The 26,480-nt window shown below is 68.9% G+C and carries 22 protein-coding genes; 5 read left to right on the top strand and 17 right to left on the bottom strand.

Going from position 1 to position 26,480, the window contains the following annotated elements; translation table 11 throughout:
• Positions 1 to 20: 20 nt before the first annotated feature.
• From AMA02S_RS25140 to AMA02S_RS25105, 8 genes are all read right to left on the bottom strand, one after another.
• Positions 21 to 827, bottom strand: coding sequence for an HAD family hydrolase (locus tag AMA02S_RS25140; protein ID WP_067461887.1), 807 nt, complete (start codon positions 825 to 827; stop codon positions 21 to 23).
• A complete protein-coding gene (locus AMA02S_RS43000; RefSeq protein WP_067461884.1) occupies positions 824 to 1,951 on the bottom strand; it encodes a cysteine protease StiP family protein in 1,128 nt (375 codons plus the stop codon). Before AMA02S_RS43000 ends, AMA02S_RS25140 begins: the two co-directional genes overlap by 4 nt.
• Entirely contained in the window at positions 1,948 to 3,306 is a 1,359-nt protein-coding gene (locus AMA02S_RS42995) for a phosphoribosyltransferase family protein (RefSeq protein WP_067461882.1), read from the bottom strand. The genes AMA02S_RS43000 and AMA02S_RS42995 overlap by 4 nt, the downstream gene beginning before the upstream one ends.
• On the bottom strand, positions 3,303 to 4,460 hold the full coding sequence (locus AMA02S_RS25125; RefSeq protein WP_067461879.1) for an HpcH/HpaI aldolase/citrate lyase family protein: 1,158 nt from the start codon (positions 4,458 to 4,460) through the stop codon (positions 3,303 to 3,305). Before AMA02S_RS25125 ends, AMA02S_RS42995 begins: the two co-directional genes overlap by 4 nt.
• Before the next feature lie 180 nt (positions 4,461 to 4,640).
• On the bottom strand, positions 4,641 to 5,219 hold the full coding sequence (locus AMA02S_RS25120) for a TerD family protein (RefSeq protein ID WP_067461876.1): 579 nt from the start codon (positions 5,217 to 5,219) through the stop codon (positions 4,641 to 4,643).
• 131 nt (positions 5,220 to 5,350) lie between these two features.
• Positions 5,351 to 6,478, bottom strand: coding sequence for a DUF475 domain-containing protein (locus AMA02S_RS25115; protein WP_067461871.1), 1,128 nt, complete (start codon positions 6,476 to 6,478; stop codon positions 5,351 to 5,353).
• A 59-nt stretch (positions 6,479 to 6,537) separates the two neighbouring features.
• A complete protein-coding gene (locus AMA02S_RS25110) occupies positions 6,538 to 7,116 on the bottom strand; it encodes a TerD family protein (RefSeq protein WP_067461868.1) in 579 nt (192 codons plus the stop codon).
• Positions 7,117 to 7,160: 44 nt separating this feature from the next.
• The gene (locus tag AMA02S_RS25105; RefSeq protein WP_067461866.1) at positions 7,161 to 7,736 is read right to left on the bottom strand and encodes a TerD family protein; all 576 of its coding nucleotides are present in this window, start codon (positions 7,734 to 7,736) and stop codon (positions 7,161 to 7,163) included.
• 193 nt (positions 7,737 to 7,929) lie between these two features.
• Between AMA02S_RS25105 and AMA02S_RS25100 the strand changes: the two genes are divergently transcribed.
• The gene (locus AMA02S_RS25100; protein ID WP_067461864.1) at positions 7,930 to 9,177 is read left to right on the top strand and encodes a molecular chaperone DnaJ; all 1,248 of its coding nucleotides are present in this window, start codon (positions 7,930 to 7,932) and stop codon (positions 9,175 to 9,177) included.
• 191 nt (positions 9,178 to 9,368) lie between these two features.
• Here the strand turns inward: AMA02S_RS25100 and efeB are convergent, their stop codons facing one another.
• The 5 genes from efeB to dnaG all read right to left on the bottom strand — a co-directional run bounded on the left by efeB (position 9,369) and on the right by dnaG (position 15,833).
• Positions 9,369 to 10,646: an iron uptake transporter deferrochelatase/peroxidase subunit gene (gene efeB, locus AMA02S_RS25095; RefSeq protein WP_067461862.1), complete on the bottom strand. Its 1,278-nt coding sequence runs from the start codon at positions 10,644 to 10,646 to the stop codon at positions 9,369 to 9,371.
• Positions 10,647 to 11,780 carry an iron uptake system protein EfeO gene (efeO, locus tag AMA02S_RS25090; protein ID WP_067461855.1) on the bottom strand — a complete coding sequence of 378 codons (1,134 nt, stop codon included), beginning with the start codon at positions 11,778 to 11,780 and terminating at the stop codon, positions 10,647 to 10,649. It abuts the gene before it with no gap.
• 214 nt (positions 11,781 to 11,994) lie between these two features.
• Positions 11,995 to 12,465 (bottom strand): YbjQ family protein, encoded by a 471-nt coding sequence (locus tag AMA02S_RS25085; RefSeq protein WP_067461852.1) that lies wholly within the window; start codon positions 12,463 to 12,465, stop codon positions 11,995 to 11,997.
• A 180-nt stretch (positions 12,466 to 12,645) separates the two neighbouring features.
• Positions 12,646 to 13,791 carry an RNA polymerase sigma factor RpoD gene (gene rpoD / locus AMA02S_RS25080; RefSeq protein WP_067461849.1) on the bottom strand — a complete coding sequence of 382 codons (1,146 nt, stop codon included), beginning with the start codon at positions 13,789 to 13,791 and terminating at the stop codon, positions 12,646 to 12,648.
• Between the two features lie 71 nt (positions 13,792 to 13,862).
• The gene (gene dnaG / locus AMA02S_RS25075) at positions 13,863 to 15,833 is read right to left on the bottom strand and encodes a DNA primase (RefSeq protein WP_067461840.1); all 1,971 of its coding nucleotides are present in this window, start codon (positions 15,831 to 15,833) and stop codon (positions 13,863 to 13,865) included.
• Between the two features lie 86 nt (positions 15,834 to 15,919).
• Here dnaG and AMA02S_RS25070 point away from each other — a divergent pair, with 86 nt between their 5' ends.
• Positions 15,920 to 16,540, top strand: coding sequence for a putative glycolipid-binding domain-containing protein (locus AMA02S_RS25070; RefSeq protein WP_067461837.1), 621 nt, complete (start codon positions 15,920 to 15,922; stop codon positions 16,538 to 16,540).
• Here AMA02S_RS25070 and AMA02S_RS25065 read toward each other — a convergent pair.
• Entirely contained in the window at positions 16,527 to 18,185 is a 1,659-nt protein-coding gene (locus AMA02S_RS25065; RefSeq protein ID WP_084265562.1) for a M20/M25/M40 family metallo-hydrolase, read from the bottom strand. The two genes, AMA02S_RS25070 and AMA02S_RS25065, sit on opposite strands and share 14 nt — an antisense overlap.
• Positions 18,186 to 18,528: 343 nt before the next feature.
• Between AMA02S_RS25065 and AMA02S_RS25060 the strand changes: the two genes are divergently transcribed.
• The gene (locus AMA02S_RS25060) at positions 18,529 to 19,809 is read left to right on the top strand and encodes an ABC transporter ATP-binding protein (RefSeq protein ID WP_067461835.1); all 1,281 of its coding nucleotides are present in this window, start codon (positions 18,529 to 18,531) and stop codon (positions 19,807 to 19,809) included.
• A gap of 109 nt (positions 19,810 to 19,918) precedes the next feature.
• On the opposite strand, the gene pdxR is transcribed toward AMA02S_RS25060, so the two are convergent.
• A complete protein-coding gene (pdxR, locus tag AMA02S_RS25055) occupies positions 19,919 to 21,352 on the bottom strand; it encodes a MocR-like pyridoxine biosynthesis transcription factor PdxR (RefSeq protein ID WP_067461833.1) in 1,434 nt (477 codons plus the stop codon).
• Positions 21,353 to 21,434: 82 nt separating this feature from the next.
• Between pdxR and AMA02S_RS25050 the strand changes: the two genes are divergently transcribed.
• A complete protein-coding gene (locus tag AMA02S_RS25050) occupies positions 21,435 to 22,025 on the top strand; it encodes a TIGR03086 family metal-binding protein (RefSeq protein ID WP_067461831.1) in 591 nt (196 codons plus the stop codon).
• Entirely contained in the window at positions 22,022 to 22,414 is a 393-nt protein-coding gene (locus AMA02S_RS25045; protein ID WP_067461829.1) for a hypothetical protein, read from the top strand. The genes AMA02S_RS25050 and AMA02S_RS25045 overlap by 4 nt, the downstream gene beginning before the upstream one ends.
• A 544-nt stretch (positions 22,415 to 22,958) precedes the next feature.
• Here AMA02S_RS25045 and AMA02S_RS25040 read toward each other — a convergent pair.
• Together AMA02S_RS25040 and AMA02S_RS25035 are read right to left on the bottom strand one after the other, a co-directional pair.
• Positions 22,959 to 23,336: a MerR family transcriptional regulator gene (locus tag AMA02S_RS25040; RefSeq protein ID WP_067461827.1), complete on the bottom strand. Its 378-nt coding sequence runs from the start codon at positions 23,334 to 23,336 to the stop codon at positions 22,959 to 22,961.
• 1,303 nt (positions 23,337 to 24,639) lie between these two features.
• Complete coding sequence (locus AMA02S_RS25035; protein WP_218005110.1) at positions 24,640 to 25,872, bottom strand: HNH endonuclease signature motif containing protein; 1,233 nt, start codon at positions 25,870 to 25,872, stop codon at positions 24,640 to 24,642.
• Between the last annotated feature and the right edge of the window lie 608 nt (positions 25,873 to 26,480).

Here is a 26,480-nt window from a genome sequence, read left to right as displayed (position 1 = left end):
CGGGACGGGCATTCGGTGATTTATTCCGATGTGACCAGATCGAGAAGCCGGCCGGCGATCTCCTCGCCGGCGATGATGCCGCAGGACGCGGTCACGACGGTGGCGGGCGACGTCCACCCGGCGCCGTGCAGTTCGCCGTGGGCTGGACGGACGGCGGCGTCGGCGGATTCGAGGAGGTCGATGTCCAGGAGGGAGTCGCCGGCGGCGAGCGTCCGGGACGCGCCGGTGCGGCGGGCGACCTCGGCGGCCGCCGTGGACTTGGTCAGGGAGGCCGGCAGGCAGTAGACCTTGCGGCCTTGCAGGGACGTGCGCCAGCCGCGTTCGGCGCACCAGCCGCTGAGGTCCTCGACCCAGCCCGCGGGGAGGGCCGTGCGGTCGACGACCGTGTAGGCGAACAGGTCGGAGGCGGTCCTGCGTTTGAGGACGAACTCGCCGCCCAGGTTGACCAGGTGGTTCTGCACTTCCGTGAGGGGAGCGCATGCGGAGTCGAGCTGGGAGCGGACTTCGGCCGACCACGCTGGGTCGTCCACACCGTCCACGAGGAGATGGCCGCCGTTCGCGCAGATCGCGTATGCGGGCGGCTTCTCCAGCAGGTGGACGCGCCGGTACTGCTCCGGCGTGCGCGTGGTTGTGGGAACGAACGTGGCGGCCCTTGCGAGGGCCTCCAGGGTCTGCGCGGCCGTCTCGGTGACGTAGGAAAGCGGCGCGCCCTGGTAGAACTCGACGCAGAGTAGGCGCGGCATGGTCTCGTCCGGGCCGTCCAAGGCGAACGCGGCCGCCGAGTAGATGAGCGTGCGGTCGAGGTCCGAGCACACCAGGACGGTCACTGTACGCCTCCCTTTCCGAACCGGGGGTGGATCAGCCCCATGCACGCGTATGGGATGTCATCCACGTCAAGGACGGGGACGCCGCGTTCTCGGGCCAGCAATCGGATGTGCGTCAGATCCGCCTCAGCGTCGGTCCGCACGAGGACCTTCCAGGGAACGCGGCGCAGCAGGACCCGTGTGGTCTCCCCGACGCCCGGCTTGATGAGGTTAAGGTCGTCCACGCCGTGCACGGCTCCGACACGGCTGACGGCCTCCCAGCCTGACCAGTCGGGAGTCCGGTCGGAGGCGCGCAGGTCTGGAAGGTCTTTCGCGACCTGTTCGGCGACGTCTGCGAAGCGCGCGCAGACGGTGTCGAGGAAGTGGGCTGAAACGTCGTCGTCGGCCAGGTCCGCATAGAATTTCGCGCCGTGGAAGTCACCGGGCCCGATCAGATCGTCGTTCAACACCGTACGGCTGATGAGACCCGAAACGGTGGAGTTGAGGCAAGCGGACGGGATCAGAAAGTCGTCTCGGGTTCCGTAGAGGGTGGTGCACCGTCCCGGGTCTGCCAAGACGGCGAGATCATCAAGGAACCGGGCTCCGGTGTATTCCGACAACGCGGCCGTCAGCTCGCGGGATATCGCGCCCTTTCCCGTCCATCCATCTACGAACATCACTGTGGCCGGGTTGTGGCGCCCGGCCACGTACTGGAGCGCGACGGTGTCGATGCCTCGGCCGCGGACGATGCTGATCGCGTAGTGCGCCAGGTCCAGGCCATGCGCGAACCGTGCCCAGCGGCGGATCAGTACGCCGACCGGTGTGCCCGCCCGCGCCAGCGAAACCAGGACGGCGTCCGGGCCCCGCTCGGCGAGAATCATCTCGGTGAGCAGGCCCGTCGCGTACGCCAGCCGCTCTGCCGACTCCTCCAGGGCCTCCTGGAACAGCCGCCGGTACTCGGGCCCCGGCTGGTACTCCATCGGTAGCGACTCGGCGTAGTGCGCGCGGCCGGCTTGGATCGCAGCCTCACGCTCCTCGGTCGGAGCCTCCAAGCGCGCTTCGGACAGGTCTTTGAGCAGCCATGCGACGTCCTCCGCCGGATAGCTGCCGAACTCCGGACCGTAGAGAGGCTCCGGTAGTGGCGTCATGATTGGTTCCTGTAGGCGGGGACGGTCACGAGCAGGACCGGTGCAAGCGCGCGCAGCCGCTCCAGGAGCCCCTGGGAAAGTTCAGCCGTGTCGCCTACGTCGTCCACGACCAGCACGATCCGATCGAACGAAGCGTCCACGTTGTAGGCGTAGCGCTCCCCTGGTCCATCGGATGGGTCGTCATGCGAGGGGAAGGCCAGGCGCGTCCGGATCGCGTACCCCGGATCGTCCACTGCCAGGACGGGAGAGCGGGTGGTCGTCGAATACCGGACGTCCGAGTCCGGCTTCGCATCGGCGAGCGTTTCGGCCAACCTCAGGGGCGCGTACATCAGTTCCTCGAAGCCGAGCACCAGTACATGATCTGCACCGTCGAGGTGGGGCGTCAGGACGTCAGCCATGCGTGGGAGATCCTTTTCCAGCCACGTCCGGTGGATGGGCAGGAACCCGTGCCGTCCACCGTCCGGAACCTCACTCGGCCACTCCAGGTTTACGCGGGTCACTTCGAATGAGGCGCGGGCAGCGTTGGGCAAGACACGGCTGGACAGGTCCTTAACCAGGGTCTGTCCTGCCTTGAGAACACCCTCGGGCAGTTCCACTCGGCCGTGAGCAAGCGCAACCACGTCGATCCTGGCGCCAAGACGGTCGGCGAGGGCGTTCATGTGCGCCTCATCGCCCTCGTCGCGGAGATCGACCAACACCGCCACCACGTACTGCTGGTGAGGACGGACGGCATGCAGCGCCTCGATCGTGTTGAGGACGGTCCGCCCCGTCGACAGCTCGTCGTCCACCAGCACGACCGGTACGTCCTGGTCGAGCGCCTTCCCATCGCCCGGTAGCAGCAGATGGCTCGTGGCGTGGCTGTGCTCTTCCTCGAACCCGCCGTACGCGGCGAGCCCCGGTACCGGACGGCGTGTGGAGTGCAGGTAGTAGGCACCGCCCAGTGCGTCCGCCACGGAGTGTCCCAGCGCCGTGGCCGTCTCCGCAAAGCCGAGCACGACGGCGTCCACAGGCGTCCACGACTCCCGCATAGAGCCGCGCAGTGCGTCACGCAGGGCCGCAGCCGCCCCCTTCACACCGAGTAGCGCATCCGCGAGCGAGGCTCCCCCGTGGGACACATCCTCATCGCGCAGGCGCGCGCGCACGAGGTCGCCCAGCAGGAGCCCGGCCCCGTACACGAGCCGAGGATCGGTCGGCACGTGCTTGCCCAGCACGGCCGACACCAGTAGATGAGCGCGTTTCGGATTCCGCCGGACGGCCAGCCCCACCAGATCGGCAAGGCCCACCCCCGCCGGACGCGCACCATCGGCCAGCCGCACGCCCAGCCGGGACGCCACCCACTCCCCCTGCCAGGTCAACGGCTGCCCGCCGCTTCCAGGAGCTCGACGAAGGTCACGCCCTCGGCCGCCACACCGAACACCCGGGCGCGCAGCATCAGCCGCTCCGCCCACGCGCGATGCGGTTTCGCCTCGTTCATCTTGTTCGCGTAAGAGCTCGCCATAGCGCCCCCTCCCGCCACGCCGAGGATGTCGGCCGCGTCGCAGTACTCCTCGTGCGTCACGATCGACAGCGCGTGGACGGCCGCCACGTGGCTGGGATGGATCACGGTCTTGCCGGTGAGGCCGTTGGCCTTGTCCAGATGCACCTCGCGGATCAGACCGTCCAAGTCGGACGTGATCAAGCGCTGGCGCAGCGGCGCGGCGTGCTGCGCCTCGAACGGGGACTGGCGCAGCTGCGGCTTGAACATCCGCTCGCCCGCCGAGAAGTACTCCCAGACCGGCCCCGTCACCACGAACCCGCTGCCGTCCGCGCGGCCGAGGACGTTGACGACGTCGCAGATCACCCCCGCGACGGGACGGATGTCGTAGATCGTCAGGTCCGGGGGGCGGCGCAGCCCGTAGGCGGCCGACATGTCGGTCGCCCCGAGCCGGATGGCGAGGATCCGCTCCCGGTGCTTGGCGAGCAGCCGCGCCACGTCGTTCAGCATCTCCGCGCGCGTCTCGGCGTACACGGCCTCGGGGCTTTCGATCACCGGCATGGCGAGGAGCCGCAACCCGGTGCGGGCGGCGGTGTCCTCCAGCGCATCGAGGAACGCTCCACCGCCCGCCGCGCTGAACTTCGGCAGAACGAACCCGGTGACCAGCGGCGCGGCGTCCCCGAGCCGGTCGACCAGGTCGCCGATCTGCTCTGGCCGGCGGATCCGGATGAACAGCAGCGGCACATCCGCGCCGCGCCCCCGCAGCGCCCGCAACTGGGCGACCACGTTGGCCTCCCCCGCCGGGACGTCGGTGTCGGCGATCGCGTCCTCCAGGCACACGACCATGCTCATCAGGCCCCGCCGCGCCGCCTTCTCGATGTCGTCGGCGAGGACGGGACGGGTCGCCGGGCTGTAGAGCGTCGCGCCGAGCGCCACCGCCAGCACCGCGGGGTCGTCGTGGCGCTCGAAGCGCCGCGGGTGCCGGTAGAAGAGGTGCTTGCGATGCGCGGTGTCAATGTGATCGAAATGCCGCATTCACAAAGTTCCCCTCAGGATGGGGCCGCAGACACGCGGATCGTCGGCCCCTGAGCGGGCCGTCCCCCGGAACACTTCAACAATAACCGCCGGGCACGTCGATTCACCGGCGGTGCCGCAGGGCGCAGGGCGCGACGCGGCACCGCCGGGACGGCTCGTCACGGCGTCAGGAGGATGGCGTCACAGATGCGTCGCCACCGCCGGGAGAAGGTGCTGAAACGTGCGGCCGGTCGCGGTCGCGCCGATCGCCGTCATCGACCAGCCGTCCCCGTCCCGCGACACCTTCGCCATGATCTGGGCGTTGTGCTGGCCCGCCCCGCTCAGGTCGTAGCGGGCGATCTCCTGGCCGGTGCTCTCATCCACGAGCCGGCAGAAGGCGTTCTGGATCTGGGAGAAGTCCTGGCCCGTGAAGGAGTTGACGGTGAAGACCAGCTGGACGACGTTGGCCGGCAGGCCCTGCAGGTCCACGTTGATGACCTCGTCGTCGCCCTCGCCTGCGCCGGTCAGGTTGTCGCCGGTGTGCAGGACGGAGCCGTCCTTGCTGCGCAACTGCCGGAACCACACCTGGTCGGCGAGGTTGCCGCTGGCGTCGAACAGCAGGCAGGACGCGTCCAGGTCGATGGACTGGGGTTTGGCCTTGCCGAACCGGCTCTTCTTGGTGACCGCGTCCCAGCCCAGGCCCATCCGGATCCGGGTGAGCGTGCCTCCGCCGGGCTTGGCCAGGGAGACCTTCTGCCCCTTCTGCAGCGAGATCGACATGGTCGGCTCCTTCGTGTGATGCGCGTCGCGGGGTGCGGATCGTGGTGGAGCCGCGGCCGGCGCGGCCGCGGCCGGACCTGTGCGGTCCAGACCTGTGTGAGTCAGACGGGTGCGGATCGAACGGGTGCAGGTCAGACTTTGCCTGCGGCGGGCAGTCGCTTGTCCTCGCCCGCTCCGGCCGCCGCGTCCTCGTCATCGCCCCGGTTACGCACCACCGACGACACGAACGCCGCGATGATCAGGCCGGCACCGAGCCCGCCGGTGATCCACTCGGGGACGTGGTGGCCGATGCTGACCAGCATGCAGACGGCCAGAGCACCGATCGCCCAGTGCGCGCCGTGCTCCAGGTAGATGTACTCGTGCAAGGTGCCCTTGCGGACGAGGAACACCGTCAGCGACCGGATGTACATGGCGCCGATACCCAGACCCAGCGCGATGATGATCGGGTCGGTGCTGATGGCGAACGCGCCGATGACGCCGTCGAAACTGAACGAGGCGTCCAGGACCTCCAGGTAGAGGAACAGGAAGAACCCGGCCTTGCCGGTGGCCAACGCCAGCGAGCTCGGCCCGGACCGCCCGGACGCCCCCTCCGCGGCCCCCACCGCGCCGTCCTCGGCGTCCTCGTCCTCGTCCTCGCCGACCCCGGAGAACAGCTCCCCGAGACCGTTGACCAGGATGTAGGTGACCATGCCCAGCACTCCCGCGATCATGACCTCGCCGGGGTCGTCGGCGTACAGGCCCGCCACGAACGCCAGCGCGCCGCCCGCCACGACCACCGACAGCTGGTCCAGCTTGCCGATACGGGCGAGCGGCTTCTCCAGCCACGGCAGCCACTTGTCGGCGCGCTCCTCGAACACGAAGTCCAGGAACAGCATCATCAGGAACATGCCGCCGAACGCCGCGATCATCGGGTAGGCGTCGGTCATCAGCTCGTGGTAGCGGTGCGAGTCGTTGAGCGCCAGGTCGAACGCCTCGTACGGGTTCAGCTTCGCGGTGATCCCGACGATCAGCAGCGGGAACACCAGGCGCATGCCGAACACGGCGATGGCGATGCCGATGGTCAGAAAGATCTTCTGCCAGAACGGGCTCATCCTGTCGAGCACCTTGGCGTTGACCACGGCGTTGTCGAACGACAATGAGATCTCGAGGACGGCCAGCACCGCCACCAGGGCCAGCCCGGTCGCCCCGTCGTACAGCAGGGCGATCAGCAGGCCGAGGGCCGTGACGGCGAAGGACCACCCGAAGGTGCGAAGAATCATGCGCGTATTTCTGCTAGAGAGGACGGCCTGGGCGGCCGTCTTGCGGGGAAGGCCGGCCGTCAGCCGACGTTGACGCCGAAGTCCAGTGCGATACCGGCCAGTCCCGAGGCATACCCCTGGCCGACGGCCCTGAACTTCCATTCGCCACTGTGGCGGTAAAGCTCGCCGAACACCATGGCCGTCTCGGTGGAGGCGTCCTCGGTGAGGTCGAAGCGAGCGAGCTCGTTGCCGTCGGATCGGTTGACGATACGGATGAAGGCGTTGCGGACCTGACCGAAGTTCTGGTGCCGGTTGTCGGCGTCATAGATCGACACCGGGAACACGATCCGCTCGCACTCGGCCGGGACGCCGGTGAGGTCGACGTTGATCGACTCGTCGTCGCCCTCGCCCTCGCCGGTCAGGTTGTCGCCGGTGTGCTCGACCGAACCGTCCGGGCTCTTCAGGTTGTTGAAGAACACGAAATGCTGGTCGGACATGACCTTGCCCGTCCCGGCGAGCATCAGCGCCGAGGCGTCGAGGTCGAAGTCGGCGCCCGTCGTGGCGCGCACGTCCCAGCCGAGCCCGACGGACACGGCGTTGAGGTTGGGGGCGGCCTTCGTCAGCGAGACGTTGCCGCCCTTGGCGAGTGAGACTCCCATGTTCGGGCCACTCCCTTCCCGGTGGTGGGGTCCGGTGACAGTGATCAGAGGTTGACGCCGAAGTCCGTGGCGATTCCGGCGAGCCCCGAGGCATACCCCTGCCCGACCGCGCGGAACTTCCATTCCGTGCCGGACCGGTACAGCTCCCCGAACACCATCGCGGTCTCCATCGAGGCGTCCTCGGACAGGTCGTAACGCGCCATCTCCGAGTTGTCACCCTGGTTCAGGACGCGAATGTAGGCGTTGCGGATCTGGCCGAAGTTCTGGCCGCGGCCGTCCGCGTCGTAGATCGACACCGCGAACGCGACCCGCTCGGCCGTGGCCGGCAGTGCGCCGAAGTTCACCTTGATCTGCTCGTCGTCGCCCTCGCCTGCGCCCGTCGTGTTGTCGCCGGTGTGCTCGACTCCGCCGTCCGGCGTGCGCAGGTTGTTGAAGAACACGAAATGCTTGTCGGTGATGATCTTCCCGGAGGCGTCCAGCACCAGCGCGGAGGCGTCCAGGTCGAAATCGGTCCCGGTGGTGGTCCGCACGTCCCAGCCGAGACCGACGGTGACCGCGGTCAGCCCCGGGGCCTGCTTGGTGAGCGAGACGTTGCCGCCCTTGCTGAGACTGACACCCACAGTGTGCCTCCAAGATCGCATGCCGTATCCGACGCCGGCCCGGCGCCACGCTATATCGACGTAGCAGTGATGCTATCCGTTCCCTCCGTTGCGAAGGCATTACCTCGAAGGGGGTCGCCACACGCCCCCGGGCCCGGCTACGCGAAACCGTCCCGACTGCGCCAGACTGGGCAAGGGACGAAGGGAGGCGGCGTTGCGGGGACCGGGCGACCAGCGCCGGCGGGGCCGGGGAGCGCAGGCTGCCGCCGCGGCGGTCGAGGCGCGGGAGGCGGCGTCGGCCGCCTTCTACGAGATGGATCAAGCACAGAAGTACATCGACGGCCGCGTCACCGTCTTCGAGGACCTGGACGCGGGGGCGGCCGCGCCCGCGCGGCGCGAGTTCGCCGCACTGACCGAGTCCGCCGACGCCGCCTCGATGGCCTACATCTCCGTCCTGGACGCGCACGACCTCGATGACCAAGACCGGACACCCGCCGAGCTCGACGCCGCGCGGCGCGCGTTCATGGCCTCCACCGACCGTCTTCGGCAGCTCACCGAGAACCTCAACGGGTTCGCCGAGCGGCTCGCGCCGAAGATGGCACAGCTGGAGGCCGCGCTGGACCAGCTCCCGCCCCGCCTGACCGCGGCCCGCGACGCCGTGGCGGCCGCCGACGCCGCCATCACCGCCGCCCGCGACGCGGGAATGGACGCCTCCGAACCGGCGGCCGAGCTGGCACGCGCCAAGCAGGCCCTCGCACAGCTCGGCTCCCAGGGGCTCGGCGGCCTCGGCCTGGACGGCGCCCTGAAGAAGGCCGACGAGGTGCGCGCCATCGCCGGGGCGGCGCATGAGGCGGCCGCGGAACTGCCGCAAATGGCCGAGAAGGTCCGTAACTCGCTCGCCTCGGTCCGCACCCGGGTGGACGTCGTCGCGGGCCGCACGGAGCCTGTCAGGCAGGCGATGACGGTACTCCTGCGCGGCTACGCGCAGGCGTGCTGGCAGGACCTGCGCGGCGCGCCCGAGGCGATCGAGTCGGGCGTGACACGGGCACGCGAGCGGCTGAACGAGGCGTCCGCGCACATGGCCCGCACAGAGTGGAAACAGGCACAGCAGGCGCTCACCGCCGCGCGCACCGAACTGAACGCCGCCGACCGGCGCGCCGGCCAGGTCACCGGACGGGTCGCCGAACTGGAAGCGGTGGCCGCCGACCCCACCAAGCCCGTGGAGTCCGTACGGTTCGCGGTACGCGACGCGCAGCGTCTCGCGATGGCCCAGCCGGGCGGCGCCGCGCCCCAGCATGTCCGCGTTCTCGACTCGCTCGTCGAACGCCTGGAGAAGGCCCCGGACGGCCTCACCGGCGCCCACCCGGACTACTGGGCGTACCTGCAAGAACTGGAGTCCATCAAGACCGCCGCAGGCGACGTCGTCACCCGCATCCGCGCCGAGCGAGCTGCGTCGAGTTAGCTAGCAGTGCCCTTGGCGTCGGGCGTTGAACGCCCTCCTTCAACGGACACTGCGCGATCGCTGCATCGCTTTCGACTCGCCCCAGAGGGCTCGCTTCGCGATCAGGTCCTCGCTTCGCTCGTACCTGGCTTCGCACGCGATCGCAGCCACGGCGGCTGAGGCCAGTTGTCCGCGCCGGCAGCCGCTGGGCGCTACTTGAAGAGGCCCTCGCCCCAGTAGCCGCCTTCTTGGACGCCTGGGGGGCATGCGTAGATGCCTGAACCTACGTGCTGGACGTACTCGTTCATGGCGTCCGCGGCCAGGGACTGCTGGATCCGGATGAAGCCGGTGCGCGGGTCTCGCTGGAAGGCGATGAAGAACAGGCCCGCCTCCAGCCGTCCCAGGCCGTCCGAACCGTCGGTGAACGAGTAGCCACGCCGCAGGATCTTCGAGCCGCCGTTGGAGTCGGGGTGCGCGAGCCGCACGTGCGCGTCCGGCCTCATCCGCGACAGGACGATCTTGTCGCGCTCCTTGCGCGCGCCGGCCGGGGCGCCCTCGCCCTTGTCGCGCCCGAAGATCTCTTCCTGCTCGCGCAGGGACGTGCGGTCCCACGTCTCGATGTGCATCCGGATCCGGCGCGCCACCATGTACGAGCCGCCCGCCATCCAGTCCGAGCCGTCGCCGCGCGCCGCCCACACGTGCCTGTCGAGCAGGGCCGTGTCGGTCCCGGGGATGTTCTCGGTACCGTCCTTGAAACCGAACAGGTTCCGCGGGGTCTGCGCGTCCGGTGTCGTCGAGGACGTCTTGCCGAACCCGAGCTGCGACCAGCGGACCGCGACCACCCCGAACCCGATGCGCGCCAGGTTCCGGATGGCGTGCACGGCCACCTGCGGGTCGTCCGCGCACGCCTGCACGGCGATGTCGCCGCCGCTGCGGTCGGGGTCGAGGTTGTCGCCGGGGAAGTGCGGCAGGTCGACCAGCCCCGGCGGGCGCCGCGCCTTGAGCCCGAACCTGTCCTTGCCGTCCTTGTCGAACAGCGTGGGGCCGAAGCCGATCGTGAGCGTCAGCCGGGACGGCGGCAACCCTTCGGCCTCGCCGGTGTCGTCGGGCGGCGCCACGGCGGGCCCGCCGACGGCGCCGTGCCCGACGGACCTGCCCGCCGTCATGGCCTCCGCGGCCGCCGTCCACTCCTGGAGCATCCGGACGAGTTTCGCCCGGTCGCCGGTGGTGACGTCGAAGGCCGCGAAGTGCAGCCGGTCCTGGACGGGCGTCGCGACGCCCGCCTGGTGCGCGCCGTGGAACGCGATGGCACCGCCCGCCGGGGAGTCGTCCTCCTGGGCGGCGGCGACCCGGTCCAGGCCCACGCCGGCGGCGGCGCCGACGAGCAGGCTGGCGCCACCGAATCCGAGCATTCGCCGCCGCGACGGCCCCGTCTCCGTACCGGGGTCCGCCGCAGCGCCCTTCCGTCCCTCAGAACCGGCTTCGGTCATTTACTTCGCCACCGCTCCAGCGAGCTTCGACAGGGGTTCGCCCAACGCGTTCACGGCGTCGGCGAGCTTCTTGCGGTCGTCCTTGCCGACCGTGTCGTACGAGACGTAGCCGTCGCCCTTCTCGTACTTCTTCAGCAGTGTCTCGACGGCCGCGAAGTTGTCGTCGAGGTCCTTGGCGAGCTGCGCGTCCTTTTCCTGGACGACCGGCTTGAGCAGCTCGTACACCTTCTTGGCTCCGTCGACGTTGGCCTTGAAGTCGACCAGGTCGGTGTGGCTGAAGGCCTCCTCCTCACCGGTGACCTTGCCCGTCGCGACCTCGTCGAGCAGCTCTTTGGCGCCGGCGGCCATGTCGTTCACCGGGTCCAGGGTGAGGCCGGGCAGCCGCCCCTTCAGGACGTCGAGGTCCGCTAGGAGCCGGTCGCCGTACTTCTCCTTGCCCTTGACCGAGCCGTCCTTCCAGAGGGCCTTCTCCAGCAGGTGCCAGCCGGACCAGTCCTTCTTCTCCGCCGGGCTGAGGTCGGCCTCGCGCGCGTCGACCTTCGGGTCGATGTCGCCGAACTTCTCCGCGACGGGCTCGATCGCCTCCCAGCCGACGCGGGACGGCGCGTACAGCTCCTTGGCCTTCTTGACGTCGTTCTTCTTCACGGCGTCCACGAACAGCCGCGTCTTGGCGATCGTGTCGTCGACGTTGGTGATGACGTACGCCTTGTAGTCGGCGGCGGCCTTGGTGAGGCGCTGGTCGCCGACGCCGTTGGCCTGGCCGCTGACCGTGATGTCCTGGGTCGGACCCTTTCCGGTCTGCCCCGCGCTGCAGAGCACCTTGTACGCGCCGGCGGGGAGGTTGACGATGAAGTCGACGGTGGTGCCGGGGCCGATGTTCTCCCGCTCGGAGAGGATCTTGCCGTCCGGCTTCAGCACCTCGAACTCGTTGACCTTCGAGCCCTTGTTGGCGACCTTGAAGGTGATCTTGCCGGCGGGCAGATCCTTCTTCGCCACCTCGCACGAGTCGTCGGTGGCGGTCACGGCCACGGCGTCCGAGGCCTCCGCCTTGTCGTCGTCACCGCCGCACGCCGACAGGAGGGACATCGACAGGGCGGCCACGCCGGCGACGGCGAGGAGGGGGGCAGGACGCATGAGAAACTCCGAGGGCGCAATGGTTAGGCTTGCCTAAATTAGCCAAAGCTAACCTCAGTACGTCAAGTCGCCCCCTCGATAGCGGGTCATCCCACATCCGTCCCACATGATCGAGTGGCGTCGGCGCCCTCCGACAGCCCCTCCGCGAAAGACGCCCACAGGCCCGCTGAGGCGCATTCCGCAGAGTTCCCCCGGCGGTGCCGTCCAGAACCGGTCAGCGGGGCCGGTCGTGCAGGCCCATCGTCAGGTTGCGCGCGGCCATCGGCGGCCCGCCCGGCTGGGGATCGCCGTACGGCGGCACCTGGCCCTGGTGCCCCTGGGGGATCGGGTGCTGCTGCGGCATCTGCTGCATATGGTCGCGGCCCTGGGACGCGAGCTCGGTCCAGACGGCCGTCCCGTACGCGCACACCTCGAACCCGCCGCCGACCGCCGCGGTGTCGAAGCGCATCCCGACGACCGTGTTCGCGCCCTTGCGGCGCGCCTCCTCGCCGAGGCGGTCCACCGCTTCACGGCGCGCGGCGGCCAGCCCGACCGGTGTCTGCTCCCCCGTCACCCGGAACGTCGCGCTGCTGCCCTGCCCGTGCGGCGCCCTGGCCTGATCGGTCTGGACGGCCGTCCCCAGGACCTCGCCGAGCACGCTGCGGATCTCGTACCCGGCCACGCCATCAGTCGTCACGATCAGCATGCGACCACGGTAATCCACGACGCGGACGAAATGCGCCTGTATGCCCACTGAACCCGCACGCCCAGTGGACCCCGGCCGGTGAAAGCCCGGCCCAGTGAGCCCGCACGCCCACTGGCCCCGCACGCCCGGCCGGGCCCGCATCCGTGGCCCTCCCTGCCGGCGGCCGGGAGGGCCACCGCATCAGTCCAGGTACTCCCTCAACATTTGCGCACGGGACGGATGGCGTAGTTTTGCCAGCGTCTTGGACTCGATCTGGCGGATCCGCTCCCTGGTCACGCCGAACTCCCTGCCGACCTCCTCCAGGGTCCGGGGATGCCCGTCGGTCAGGCCGAAGCGCAGCTGGATGATGCGCTGCTCCCGTTCCGACAGCGTGCCGAGAATGTCCTCCAACTGGTCCTGGAGAAGGATGAACGCCGCGGCCTCGATCGGCACGACGGCGTCCGCGTCCTCGATGAAGTCGCCGAGATCGGAGTCCTCCTCGCCGATCGGCGACTGCAACGAGACCGGTTCCTGAGCGATCCGTTGGATCTCCACGACCCGGACGGGCGACAGGCCCATCTCCAGGCCGATCTCCTCAGGGGTGGGTTCGCGGCCGAGGTCCTGGTGGAGCTGGCGCTGCACGCGGACCAGTTTGTTGATCGTCTCCACCATGTGCACCGGGATCCGGATGGTCCTTGCCTGGTCGGCGATGGCGCGGGTGATCGCCTGCCGGATCCACCAGGTGGCGTAGGTGGAGAACTTGAACCCCTTCGTGTAGTCGAACTTCTCGACCGCACGAATCAGACCGAGATTTCCCTCCTGGATGAGGTCGAGGAAGAGCATTCCCCGACCCACATAGCGTTTCGCGATCGAGACGACCAGCCGCAGGTTGGCCTCGATCAGGCGTTGCTTCGCCCGCACACCATCACGGGCGAGCAGTTCGAGGTCGAGGCGCTCGCCGCGGGCGAGGATGGCGACGTGCGCCATCTTCTCCTCGGCGAACAGTCCCGCCTCGATCGATTTCGCGAGTTCTACTTCATCTTCTGCCGTGAGAAGCGGTACGCGACCGATCTCTCTCAGATAGATCCGAACCAGGTCGCTCGTCGGCGCCCGCTTGCCGAGGTCTCCCTCATCCGCTCGCGCGACGTCCTCGGTCTCCTGCTGAGATTCGAGGACCTCCACCCCCTGCTCTGCGAGCATCCGGACGACCCGCTCCAGGGAGTCGTCCGGCAAGTCCGAGCGATCGAGCGCGGCAGCGACGTCATCGACGGTCACACCGCCGCGCTCTCTGCCACGTGCGACGAGGTCCGCCACCTGATCAACCGATGGCGCCTCGCTAGGCAGCACCGAAGGGCCCACGCAGACAGTTTGCGTCAAATAGGGGCTAGATCACAGGTCCTATTTTGCGGACACTTGACTTACTGGGCCCCAAGTCCACGCTCTCGCAACACCCGTCTCTGCTGCTCAAGTGCAACAAGATCGCCGAAGAGCCGCGGGTACTCCTCCGGGGCCTCGTCCGGATTCAGCCGCTGGAGTTTAGATTTGGTGTCCGCGATCATGCGGGTGAGCTGGCGTTCCTGTATTCGGGCCAGCAGTTCGACCGCATAACGGTCATCCGATTCCTGTGCAGACCGTACCGGCTCGACTCCGAGCATGGTGACCAGATCCCGGACGGGGTCGTTCGGCGCCTGCTCAAGCAGCAGCGCGACCCACTCGGCGACCGCGCCCGCCGCCGAGACGCCACCCGCCTCCGCGATCACCGCGCGCACCGCCGCGTGCGGCGGCGCGATGAACGCCCCGGCCGGAAGTTCGTCGAACGCCGGCCCCAGCAACGCGGGCCGCTGGACGGCGAGCTTGAGCAGCTCACGCTCCCGCTGAACCTCGGGATCGTTCGGATCATAGGTCGGCCGCCGCGGCGCCGCGGCCTCGGCGCCTGCGGACGTGCCGTCGTCGCGCCCGTTCAGCGCGCGCCCGTCGCCGGACCGCACGCCTCCCCGCCCGTTGTCGGCCCGTCCGTTGCCCGCACGGCCGCCGTTCGCCCGGCCCCGGCCCTGCTGGCGGGCCGCCAGATCGCGGACGCGGCCCAGCACGAACTGCTCGTCCATGATCCCGAGCCAGCGGTCGAGGCTGACCGCGTACATCTGGCGGAGCGCCCGATCCTTGATCGCCGCGACGACGGGGGCCGCCGCGTCCAGCGCGCCGAGCCGTCCCTCGGCGGTGTTGAGGTCATGCTGCTCGATCGCGTTGCGCACCTTGAACTCGAACAGCGGCAACCGGGAGGCCACCAGGTCGCGCACGGCCGCGTCGCCATGCCGGACGCGCAGGTCACAGGGGTCGAGTCCGTCCGGCTGGACGGCGACGAACGTCTGCGTGACGAACTTCTGCTCGTCCTCGAACGCGCGCAGCGCCGCCTTCTGCCCGGCCGAGTCGCCGTCGAAGGTGAAGATCACCTCGCCGCGGAACTCGTCCTGGTCCATCAGCAGCCGGCGCAGGATCTTGATGTGGTCGTCGCCGAACGCCGTCCCGCTGGTCGCTATGGCCGTCTGCACGCCGGACAGATGGCAGGCCATCACGTCGGTGTAGCCCTCGACCACCACGGCCTGCCGCCGCCGGGCGATCTCCTTCTTGGCCAGGTCGGCCCCGTACAGCACCGAGCTCTTGTGGAACAGCGGCGACTCGGGTGTGTTCAGGTACTTGGGGCCCTCGTCGTCCTCGTACAGGCGGCGGGCCCCGAAGCCGATGACGTCGCCGCTCAGGTCGCGGATCGGCCACATCAGCCGGCCGCGGAACCGGTCCATCGGGCCGCGGCGCCCCTCCTTGGCCAGCCCGCCCGCGATGATGTCGCGGTCGGCGAAGCCACGGGCGCGCAGATGCCGGACGAGCCCCTCCCACTCGCGGGGCGCGAACCCCACCCCGAAGTGGGCGGCGTCGGCCGCCTCGAAGCCGCGCTCGGACAGGAACGTCCGGCCGATCATCCCCTCGGGGGAGCCGAGGTGCTCGACGTAGAACTCGGCGGCGGCCTTGTGCGCCTCCAGCAGCCGCGCGCGTTGCCCGCCGTCCCGCCGGGGGCCCCCGGAGCCGCCGTCCTCGTAGCGCAGCTGGATGCCCACCTGGGCCGCCAGCCGTTCCACCGCCTCCGAGAACGACAGGTGCTCGATCTCCTGGACGAACTTGATGACGTCGCCGCCCGCCTCGCAGCCGAAGCAGAAGTAGAGCCCGCGCGAGGGCGTCACGTTGAACGAGGGCGACTTCTCGTCGTGGAAGGGGCACAGGCCCTTGAGATTGCCGCCGCCCGCGCTGCGCAGCTGCAGGTACTCGCCGATGACGGCGTCGATGGACGACCGCTCCCGAACGAGCGCGATGTCCTCATTGCGAATCCGGCCTGCCACGACGAAGGAGTCTACGGCGACGCCACGACATCCGGCGCATCGCACCGGAACGGGTATCGGGACGGTCGCCGTCCGATACTGGGCACATGACGAGATCGCTGGTGTGGGTGAAACCGGAGGGCGCGGAGCTCGCGGACGTCGAACTGGACGCCGGACGGATGGCGGCGACCGGCTCGGTGATCGGCGGCGGCCCGTTCCCCTACCGGCTGGAGTACGAGCTGACCACCGGCGAACGGTACGTGACGGCCCGGCTCGCCGTCCGGGCGTACGGCATCGACGCGGAGACGGGACGGTGGCGGCGGTGGCTGGAACTGGTCAACCGTCCCGAGGGCGAGTGGACGGTGACCGCCCGCGCCGAGGGGCACGTGGCGCTGCCGCCGCCCGGCGGTGACGCGACGGCGCTGCGCGGTGCGCTCGACTGCGATCTCGGGCTCTCGCCGCTCACCAACACGATGCCGGTGCTGCGCGGCGGCTTCCTGGACGACTCCTCGCGGGACGCCGGGCCGGTGGAGCACCTGATGGCGTGGGTGTCGGTCCCGGACCTGGTCGTGACGCCGTCCCGGCAGACGTACGCGTTCGTCCGCCGGGACGGCGACCGCAGCGTGGTGCGGTACTCCAGCCCCGGGTTCACCGAGGAGATCGTCTTCGCCCCGGACGGCCTGGTCGTCGACTACCCCTCGATCGGGCGCGCGGTCAGCGGACCCTGAACCGGTCGAAGAGCCGGTACATGAACTCCGTGCCCTGCTGGAGGGCCGCGACGGAGATCCTTTCGTCGGTGCCGTGCATGGTGACGAGCTGGTCGTTGTCGAGAACGTAGGGGTAGACGCCGTACCCGGGGACTCCGCGCGACGTCCAGGGCGACAGGCTCGTCCCGGCCTCGAACAGGGCGGGCGCGAACACCGCGTCCGGGTAGGTCTTCGCGGCGGCGGCGCCGATCGCCTGGTAGAGCGGCGAATCGATGCTGGACGGCGGCTTGGCGAACGTCTCGTCGAGGCGTTTGAGGGCGTCCTCCTCGGACTCCCCCGCATTGCCGACGAGCTTGACGGTCACGTCGCGGTCCTTGAGCCGCCCACGGAAGTCCGCCAGGAAGTCGCGGGGGCGCTGGCCGCCCGGGACTCCCCGGCAGTTGAGCCGGAGAGTGGCGGTCGACGGGATGACGTTCTCCTTGTAGCCGGCGTCCTCGATGACGAAGGCGTGGGTCGTGCGGAGGAGGGCGCGATGCAGCCACGGATAGGAGCTGCGCTTGACGACGAGCGCGGCCGCCCGTTCGCGGGCGTGCTGCGAGCGGGCGGAGAGCAGCAGCTCCAGCGCGCGCTTGAGCTGGTCGTCGTGGGTGGCCTTGGCGAGCGCGGAGAAGTACTCGCGGGTGACCGGGGTCAAGGATACGGGCGCCAGCCACGTGTCGACGGCGGTGACGGCGCGCGAGAGCTTGGCGATGGCGGAGTCGGGATTGGGCTTGGACGAGTGGGTGGCGGTGCCGTCCGCGACCAGATCGAGGTTGAAGTACACCTTGTCCTGGCGCGTGACGGTGATGAGCATCGGGGTCTTGCGGTCCTTCTGGGCGAGGAACCAGCCGCCCTCCGTCAGGACCATCCCAGCGTTGATCTTGTCCCAGTGGTGCTCGGCGAGCCACCGGGATCCGTACGGCCCGGACTCCTCGTCGCAGTCGGTGAGGACGATGATGTCCCGGTCGAACCGGCCGCCCTCCTTGAGATGACGCAGCAGCGCCGTGACGAAGGCGGCGTTGGCGCCCTTCATGTCCAGGGCCCCGCGCCCGTAGATCTCACCGTTCTTGACGATCCCGGCGAACGGGTCAACGGTCCATTTGGCGCGCTCCACCGGAACGACGTCGGAGTGGCCGAGCAGCAGCAGCGGGGCGGCGGCCGTTGTGCCCTTGATCCTGGCGATGAGGTGAACATTGTCCTTCTTGGGGGTGGGCACGATCTCGGCCGGCACACCCGCCGACCCCCAGACGCCCTTCAGCATCTCGGCGTGCGGCCGGGTGATGCCGCCGTCCCCGAAGTTCTGGGTGTCGAACGCCAGCATCCGCTTGAGCAGGGCAAGCGGGTCGAGGTCGGCCGGCGCGATCCCTGCGGCGGCCCGGCGAGCGGGAGTGGCGGCGGCCGTGCCTCCCGCGAGGACACCGCCCGCGAACAGGACGGCGCCCGTCCCGGTGCGGTGGAGAAAGGACCGCCGGGTGACGCCGCCACGGGTACCGGTACCGCGGACAGCGCCGTCGCCGGTGTCGGGGAGAGAGGAGTCGGCGGAATAGAAGTCGGCTGGGTGGGAGTCGGCTGAGCCGGCGGGGTGGGAGTTGTTCGGTGAGGTGCCGGCCGGTGGGAAGTCGGACATGGGAGCTCCTCCTTCGGGCCCTGGACGGGGCCGGGCGGAGCGGCGCCGCCGGACGCGGGCGCGGCCTCCGCCTCGGTCAGCAGCGTCGCACGGCGGTTTCGCGATCTCCAGCGGGATCCGCGAGGACGGGAACGGCCTTGACACGACCGCCTCCCCGAGTATTGGACAAGGCCATCCGTCCCGGATCCGGCCCGTGTGCCGCCCTCGGATCCGGCCGGCCCATCGTCCCTGGCCGCCCCCGGACCGGTTAACGGCGAGTAACCCTAGGCTGACTCTGGACAAACCGTTCGGTGCGCGATGTGATGGCGCACCGAGATTCTGCCCACCCCCAGGCGGCCCCCCGATGACGGATGTTGTGCTCGACGGCGTCGACAAGATCTATCCCGGTGGCCAGATGGCCGTCCGGAACGTCCGGTTGCGCATCAACGATGGGGAACTGTTCGTCCTGCTGGGGCCGTCCGGCTGCGGAAAGTCCACGATCCTGCGGATGATCGCCGGTTTGGAGGAGATCACCGCGGGCGAGCTCTGGTTGAACGGGGCCCTCGCCAACGAACTCCAGCCGCGGGATCGGAACGTGGCAATGGTGTTCCAGGAGGGTGCGCTCTACCCGCACCGCACCGTCAAGGGCAACATGATGTTCCCGCTGGAGGTGACCCGCGGCGACCGAACCGCGGCCACCGCGAAAGTCGTCGAGCTGGCGCGCGCGCTGGGCCTCAGCACAATGATCGACCGGCTGCCGCACACCCTGTCGGGCGGACAGCGGCAACGGGCCGCGATCGGGCGGGCGCTGATCCGCGAGCCGTCGCTGTTCCTGATGGACGAGCCGCTGTCCAGCCTGGACGCGGGCCTGCGCACCGAGCTGCGCGTCGAGATCGCCGCGTTGGTACGCTCCAGCGGCACCACCACCGTCTACGTCACCCACGACCAGGTCGAGGCCATGACGATGGCCGACCGGATGGGCGTGCTGCGCGACGGCGTCCTGGAGGACGTCGGCACCCCCGAGCAGATCTACGCGGATCCGGCGACGGTGTTCGTCGCGGCGTTCCTCAGCAACCCGCCGATCAACCTGCTCCAGGCGACGCTCTGGGCGGTCGAGGGCGAGGGCCTGCTGCTCGACCTCGGCTCGCAGCGGCTGAACCTCCCCTGGGACGATTCCCGCGCGTCCTGGCTGATCAGCCACCACGGGAAGCCCGTCATCGTGGGAATCCGCCCGGACACGCTCGCCCCGATCGCTCCCGGCGCACCCGCGGCGCCCGGCACCGTCATGTCCGGTCAGGTGCGCGCGCTTGAGTTCCACGGGCATGAATGGCTCGCGTACGCCGAGGCGGGGATGCCCACGGTCGACGCGAACGAGATCGGCGCGATACGCACCCCTGCTCCCCACGAAACACCTGAGCCGACCGGGCTCCTGGACCGGCTGCGGACTCGGCTGGGCCGTCCGGCTTTCGCCCACGACCCGCCGCAGGAGGAGCACGCCGGCCACCACCGCCGCTCCGACCTGGTGTTCCGCATCGCCCACGGCGACCGCCCGAACCGCGGCGACCACGTCGCGCTGGCCGTGGACCTGGAGCGGATCCTCCTGTTCGGCGCCGACGGCCGCCGCGTCACCCCGGTCCAGCGCTGACGATCTTTAAGATCACTCCCGGCCCGACCCGGTAGCGCCCGGCCCAGCTCGTGAGGTCAGCCTGCAAGACCAGCCCACCCGGGTCAGCCCGCGAGGCAGGGCCACGGAGTCAGGTCGCGGGACCAGGCGCGTCCCGGCCGGCGATGACCTCACGTAGCCGTGCGAGACCGATATCGATCTCGGGTCGGGCCACGGCGCCGTAGCCGAACACCAGCCCCGGAACGACCGGCCCGGTGACGGCGAACTCCGACAGCGCGAACAGCCCGACACCTTCGGCGAGCGCCCGCCGGACGAGCCGCGCGTCGTCCGTCCCGTCCGGGAGAGTTGCGCTCAGGTGCAGTCCCGCGGCGGACGGGATGAGGGCGAGGTCGTCGAACCGCTCGTCGACCAGCTCCGCGACCCGCTCGTGCCGCGCCTGGTATTCGCGGCGCGACCTGCGGATGTGCCGAGCCAGCAGCCCCTCCTCGATGAACCGGGCGAGCGCGGCCTGCGTCGGCAACTCCGCATGCCAGGACGAGACATACCGGGCCATCCGGAACGCACGGTGCAGCGCCGGCGGCGCCACCAGGAACCCGAGCCGCAACACCGGACGCATGATCTTGGAGAAGGTGCCCATGTAGAGCACCCGCCCGTCCTCGTCGAGGCTCTGCAGCGGCTCGATCGGACGGCCGCCATAGCGGTACTCGGTGTCGTAGTCGTCCTCGACGACCACCACGTCCCGCCGCCGCGCCCAGTCGAGCAGGGCCCGCCGCCTCGGCAGCGACATCGGCATGCCCAACGGAAACTGATGCGACGGAGTGACGTAGACGGCCCGCGCGTCCGCCGGCAGCGCGTCCACCCGCAGACCCTCGGCGTCGACGGGGACACCCCGCACCCGCATGCCGGCCGCCCTCAGCAGCAGATGCGCCGGCGGGTACCCCGGATCCTCCACCGCCACCACGTCCCCCGGCTCCAGCAACACACGGACGATCAGGTCCAGAGCCTGCTGGATCCCCGAGGTGACGACGACGTCATCGGCCGTCGCCCGCACCGACCGCGAAACCCCCACATGCCGGGCGATCGCCCGCCGCAGATCGGGAAGACCCGCCGGGTCGCCCGCCGCCGCGGGATCGTCCAGCGCCGAAGCCCGCAGCCGTCCCGCCATGATTCGCCGCCAGGACTCGTACGGAAACAGCCGCACATCGGGCAGACCGGCCCGGAAGTCCCACCGGACACCCGGCGTCCACGCCGGCCACGCGGATATCTCGTTCCAGATCCCCCGCGGCCTGAGCGGCGACGCCGCCGGCGCTCCACGCGACACCGGCCCGGTCTCCTGCACGAACGTCCCGGCGCCCACCCGACTGCTCAAGAACCCCTCCGCGGTCAGCCGGTCATAGGCCACGGCCACCGTGTTACGGGAGATCTCCAGACGTCGCGCCAGTTCCCTGGTAGGCGGAAGCGCCTCGCCGGCGCGTAGCCGTCCGTCCAGGATCGCCGCACGAAGCTGCTGGTAGATCTGCCCGGCGAGATCCCGTCGCCCCATGAGGCTCACATGCAGATCCACCCGACGACCCTAAATCGGCTCAGTCATTTCCCGCAATTTTGGCCCTGTACCTGGGCCTCTCAGCCTCCCTAGCGTGAGCCACATGCTGACCGAACTACTCGACACCGACTTCCGCCCGCTCGACCTGAAGGCACTCGACCTCTACCTCTCCACGGTCGCCCAAGTACGGCCCCACCAGCTCACCTTGGCCACCCCCTGCCCCGATTGGACGTTGCACGGCCTCCTGCGCCACCAGGTGAGCCAGGACGAAGGCTTCGCAGCCGCCGCACGCGGCGACGGCGCCCGCCTCCGCAACTGGCGGAACGGTGACCTCGGCACCGACCCCGTAGCCGCCGCCAAAGCCTCCGCGGACCTCGTCACCGCCGCCTTCGCAGAAGCAGCGCTCGATCAGGAGTTCATCCTCCCCGAGATCCGCGACGGCGGCGGCTTCCCCGCCTCCCTGGCGATCAGCTTCCATTTCGTCGACCTCGTCGTCCACGCCTGGGACGTCGCCGCCACGATCCGCGTCCCCTGGGAACCGTCCGAAGAACTCATCACCGCATCCCTGAAGGTCGCCGCCATCGTCCCCGCCGACGATCGCGGCCCGGGCACCTCCTTCGACAAGCCCGTCCCAACCCCGGCCGGCGCCACTCCCGAAGACCGCCTCCTCACCCTTCTCGGCCGCACCCCATGAGAACCCGCTGGCGTCCAGGCCCCGCCGAAGCCGACGGCCCCGTCTTGATCAGCGTCACCGACTTCACCGGCAACGCCTGCGACCTGCCGTCCATCTACCAGGCAGGTCTGTCGCTCCGCCGAGCCTGGCCCGACCTCGGCGGCGCGGTGGGCCTGTGGCTATGGTCCAAGCCACTGCAACGCCGCAGCGGTTCCGTCTCCGTCTGGAAGACCACCGCCGACCTCCACCGCTTCGTCGCCTGGCCACCGCACGTCGCGATCATGCGCCGCTTCCGAACCCGCGGCCAGATCCACTCCCACACATGGACGGCCGACCGCTTCGACCCGACCGAGATCTGGGCTCGCACGCAAGTACTACTGAGTTCCCAGCAGTCGGCTGACGCCCAGTAGGCGGCAGGCCGTGCGGTGGGCTCACAGTGCCGGAGCACCCTCCGCCTGCGGCAGATCGGAGCAAGGACCGGCAGGAGGCCATGTAGCGCGTAGAGCGCGTGCACCGCGAGGGCAGGCGAGTCGATGAACATGCGCAGATCGACGGACGAGAAGCGGTGAGGCAGAAAGGGATAGACGGGTGCGGAACATGAAGGACACGGGCGCTGGCTCACGGAGCCGCCCAACCACAGAAGTGGCTCACCAACAGGCGTGGCTAACAGGCAGGAGTGGCTGGCCAGCGGGAGTGGCCAACCAGCGGGGATGACACGAAGCGCGCCGAGGAACACGACCCGCAGACAAGACTCTGACATGCGGGTAGCCACGGATGCGTGCGGCGTATGGCGGATCTGCTACGAGTGCGCGCGTGAGAAGGCGATATGCACTCGGCCGGTGCAAATGGGCGCGGGCGGGCTTGGCAGGACGAGTTGGTGGCGGGGCAGCAGATGGCTAGGGGGGCGGATGGCTAGGGAGGCAGATGGCTAGGGAGGATGTGGAAGTCGGCTGATCAAGCCGGGGCAGTTACGTGGACCGTCCCTTGATAGATGCCGATCTTCCAGTGGATCTGCTCTTGCTGTTCCCTCAGCCTGGCGATCTGCTCCTCTACCCGCCGATCGTGGTCCTGCAAGATCGCAAGCCGCTCCTGGACGGTCTCCTCCCCACCCCGAGCGAGTTCCGTGTACCGCAGCATCTCCGCGATCGGCATACCCGTCTCCCGCAGGCACCGCAGCATCCCGAGCCACGACAGGTCGTCCTCGCTGAACACCCGCTGTCCGGAGGCGTTCCGGGCGATCCCTGGCAGCAGTCCGATCTTCTCGTAGTAACGCAGCGTGTCGATACTGAACCCGGTCTTCTCGACGGTTTGAGCCGGAGAATAAGAACTCACCCGCCCAGAATCCCACCTGGAGCACACTCCAGGTCAACAGCTCTGCATGCCCTGGCCCTTCTCGTCCGCGCGTTCAGAGTTGCCCGCCCGACGCTCTTAGAGGCGAACCTGCGAGGTACCACGAGGTCAGCGGATCAGCTGATCTGCGGGACTAGAAGGATCGTCTGATTCTTGGATCTTGATTCGCATGATGGTGGGTTGTGGACGCGGCGATCAACCCGATTTCCAGAGCGATAACGAACCGGGTAACAGACATTTGACCAGGGCCAACAGACGTATTGATCCATCGTGTTCTTCCTGGACGGTGGGGGCGGCGCTGCGTACGGGGCCGCCCCTCCGAAGTCAAGGGCGCTTCGCGTCGCTACGCGATGGGACTTCGTCCCACCCTTGACTTCGGAGCCTCTGCGGCCCCTGGGTGCAGCTTTTGTCGGGCAGGCTCCGCCTGCCCCCCGCCCGACGCACCGCCCCCACCGTCCCACGTACGGCACATCAACCGGCTGTCCCGTACCGTCATCCGCTACGGGGTCAAGGGTTGCCACCACTCATTATCAGTCCAACCAGGTCAGCATGGCGCCGTCCTGTTCGGCGGCAAGCCGGAAGAATGGCTCAACACCTTCGCGCCATCTACGCACCCAATCGAGCGCAATCCTCCTCGCCCAGAAGGACGGATAGCTCTCCACCTCCGTCAACTCAGCGTCTCCAGCAGCTCAGCGAGAGTCACCCCGCGATCAGGTCGTCGCAGGAGAGGCCGGTAAGCCTGTCTGCAGTCTCTTTAATCCGCTCAGTGGGCACGTACTTCAGCGGCCCTCACCGGTGACCGGTGAGGGGTGACCGGTGAGGGTGTGGTCGCCACAGACGATGTTCGGAAGAGAACCGGCGCTTTCGAGAATGAAGGCGACTACGCGCCATCCTCTATAGGTGGTCAGAGACCGCGCCTGGCGGGGAGGACCGCAGCTTCCATGACTTGGCGCATTGATTCACGGCTTGCGCAGGTCTTCTAATCGTTTTGGCGAGTCGCGTTGCCGTGACCCGCAGATACTCTCCATTCAAGCCCATGGAACAGACCCTGCACCACCGCACCGACATTCCGAGGGATCTTCCCGTGCACCCTGGTTCTCGGTCATATCTAGGAGTCCGGTACTGGGTTCATCCTGCCGTTCTTGGGGTCGTGGAAGCTAGCGGAAGTGCCGCCTGACGCACATAACTACCCCGATTCGCGTTTGGCAGCCTTGATCTGCCGGTGGGGGGAACCGACTGAAGGGGAAAGCGAGTATGCCGACTCGCTTTCGAACTATTGGGCGAGTCACCTGAACGTGGATCTTGAGTGCTGCCTTCTGGCGCCATCCGGCGGCGGTAGGACCCGGTAGAGGTAGCGTCCGTCAGCGTTTCGGCTGATGCGGATCTGTTCGGCGTTGGTGTGCTTGAAGCGGTTATGCCATCCGCAGCACAGGGCGAGTTTGTCGATGTCGGTGGGGCTGTTGCCCAAGGCCCAGCCGTCGACGTGGTCAACCTCGCACAGGGTGGCGGGGACCTCACAGTCGCGGACGGCGCAGGTGGGATAGAGGGTTTCCAGAACCCGGCGCTGTCCGGGACTGGCGAAGCGGTGCCGGTGGCCGAGATACAGCGGGACGTTTCCACGGCCCAGAATGAGCGGGGAGACCCCGGCCGACAGGGCGATACGGCGTGCATGCGCCGCGGGGATTGGTGTGCCATCGGCTAGGCGAGCGGGGGCGGTGCCGCCGGTGAGGGTGTCCAGGTCGCAGATCACGGTGACCTTGGTGGCGGTGTGACCACCCGCCAGCACTCCGCACAGCGCGGCGGCCGTGCGCTCAGGCAGATCGCGACGGTCATCGGTACCGGCTGGGGCGGCCAGCTGCGCCAACGCCCCGTCCCACACCGCGGCGTCCTCGGCGTTGAGCCAGCCCTTGATGTAGCGGCCGCCGTCCAGCGAGCGGGTAGAGGTGATCCAGGAGCGGTCGTAGCCGCGCCGGGAGTCGGCGTCGGGAGTTTCGGTGCCATCACGTTCGGCGATCACCTCGCGGATGCGGCGGCCGAAGGACGCGAGTTTGCCGGGAGAGAAGCCTTGGCTGGTCATATCGAGCAGCAGGGACTCGGCGGCAGCGCACTCGTGGTCGTCCAAGCGGGCGACGGCCTCGGCGATGGTGGCGGCGTAGTCGCGTGACAGCTCACCGGCTGCCCACAGTTTGGCGGTGTGGGGCAGGCGATGGCGTTGGCGGGCCGCGGTGAGGCGTTGGGTGGCGTGGTGGTCACGCATGCCCAGTCGGGAGCGCAGCCAGGCACGAGTGGAGGGCAGGCCCCAACGTTGCACTTCGCCGTGGGTGTCGACGCGGCCGATGAATCCGGCCAGGACGCTCTCGCATTGGTCGGTTGTGGCTGCGAGCGTTTCAGTGAGTTCCATGCATGCCGCCGCGGACTCCGGAGTGGGCCGCTGAGCGAGTTCGGCCGTGATCACCGAGAGAGCATCCACCATTTCCGCAGTGGACGCCTCATCAAGATCGATCACCATCGAACGCATGTTCCCATAATACTCGAACAACCTTGAACAATGCCTGCCCTGGATCCCGATATCAGGTTCGATTATTGTCACCATCGAGATATCCCATAATGGACACAGAACAAAACCTGATAATTTCGGACATCTTGTCAATTTGAATGTCGCTTGCCGCTCCCAGAATCCACGGTGGGGGCGGCGCGTCGGGCGGGGGGCAGGCGGAGCCTGCCCGACAAAAGCTGCACCCAGGGGCCGCAGAGGCTCCGAAGTCAAGGGTGGGACGAAGTCCCATCGCGTAGCGACGCGAAGCGCCCTTGACTTCGGAGGGGCGGCCCCGTACGCAGCGCCGTCCCCACCGCCGAACTCCGAACTCCGAACTCCGAACTCCGAACTCCGAACTAGAGTTCTCCACAGAGACCAACCCGTCAATATCCATGCCCCACAAAGAATGAACTCATAAATGCATGCGGATGGCGGGTACTGGATGCCTCTGAACCAACGAGAAGTTCCATGAACGAGAACGAGAGCGAGGACGCACCCCATAGATCGGCAGGTCCGCACGCAGGAGTGGCCCGCTAACACCGACCACACCCCAGGGCAATGCAGCGCTGCCGCGCGAGTCAGTCGCGTCG

It is taken from the genome of Actinomadura macra NBRC 14102 (genome assembly GCF_001552215.1).
GTDB lineage: Bacteria > Actinomycetota > Actinomycetes > Streptosporangiales > Streptosporangiaceae > Spirillospora > Spirillospora macra.
Note: the sequence above shows the minus strand (reverse complement) of the source record. Positions and strands in the feature narration are given on the sequence as shown.

Bases quoted from the DNA above. Each gene is read 5' to 3' on its own strand.
- AMA02S_RS43000 (WP_067461884.1), bottom strand. From the start codon at position 1,951: ATGACGCCACTACCGGAGCCTCTCTACGGTCCGGAGTTCGGCAGCTAT.
- AMA02S_RS25125 (WP_067461879.1), bottom strand. From the start codon at position 4,460: ATGCGGCATTTCGATCACATTGACACCGCGCATCGCAAGCACCTCTTC.
- AMA02S_RS25120 (WP_067461876.1), bottom strand. From the start codon at position 5,219: ATGTCGATCTCGCTGCAGAAGGGGCAGAAGGTCTCCCTGGCCAAGCCC.
- AMA02S_RS25115 (WP_067461871.1), bottom strand. From the start codon at position 6,478: ATGATTCTTCGCACCTTCGGGTGGTCCTTCGCCGTCACGGCCCTCGGC.
- AMA02S_RS25110 (WP_067461868.1), bottom strand. From the start codon at position 7,116: ATGGGAGTCTCACTCGCCAAGGGCGGCAACGTCTCGCTGACGAAGGCC.
- efeB (WP_067461862.1), bottom strand. From the start codon at position 10,646: ATGACCGAAGCCGGTTCTGAGGGACGGAAGGGCGCTGCGGCGGACCCC.
- efeO (WP_067461855.1), bottom strand. From the start codon at position 11,780: ATGCGTCCTGCCCCCCTCCTCGCCGTCGCCGGCGTGGCCGCCCTGTCG.
- AMA02S_RS25085 (WP_067461852.1), bottom strand. From the start codon at position 12,465: ATGCTGATCGTGACGACTGATGGCGTGGCCGGGTACGAGATCCGCAGC.
- AMA02S_RS25070 (WP_067461837.1), top strand. From the start codon at position 15,920: ATGACGAGATCGCTGGTGTGGGTGAAACCGGAGGGCGCGGAGCTCGCG.
- AMA02S_RS25065 (WP_084265562.1), bottom strand. From the start codon at position 18,185: ATGTCCGACTTCCCACCGGCCGGCACCTCACCGAACAACTCCCACCCC.
- AMA02S_RS25060 (WP_067461835.1), top strand. From the start codon at position 18,529: ATGACGGATGTTGTGCTCGACGGCGTCGACAAGATCTATCCCGGTGGC.
- AMA02S_RS25050 (WP_067461831.1), top strand. From the start codon at position 21,435: ATGCTGACCGAACTACTCGACACCGACTTCCGCCCGCTCGACCTGAAG.
- AMA02S_RS25045 (WP_067461829.1), top strand. From the start codon at position 22,022: ATGAGAACCCGCTGGCGTCCAGGCCCCGCCGAAGCCGACGGCCCCGTC.
- AMA02S_RS25035 (WP_218005110.1), bottom strand. From the start codon at position 25,872: ATGCGTTCGATGGTGATCGATCTTGATGAGGCGTCCACTGCGGAAATG.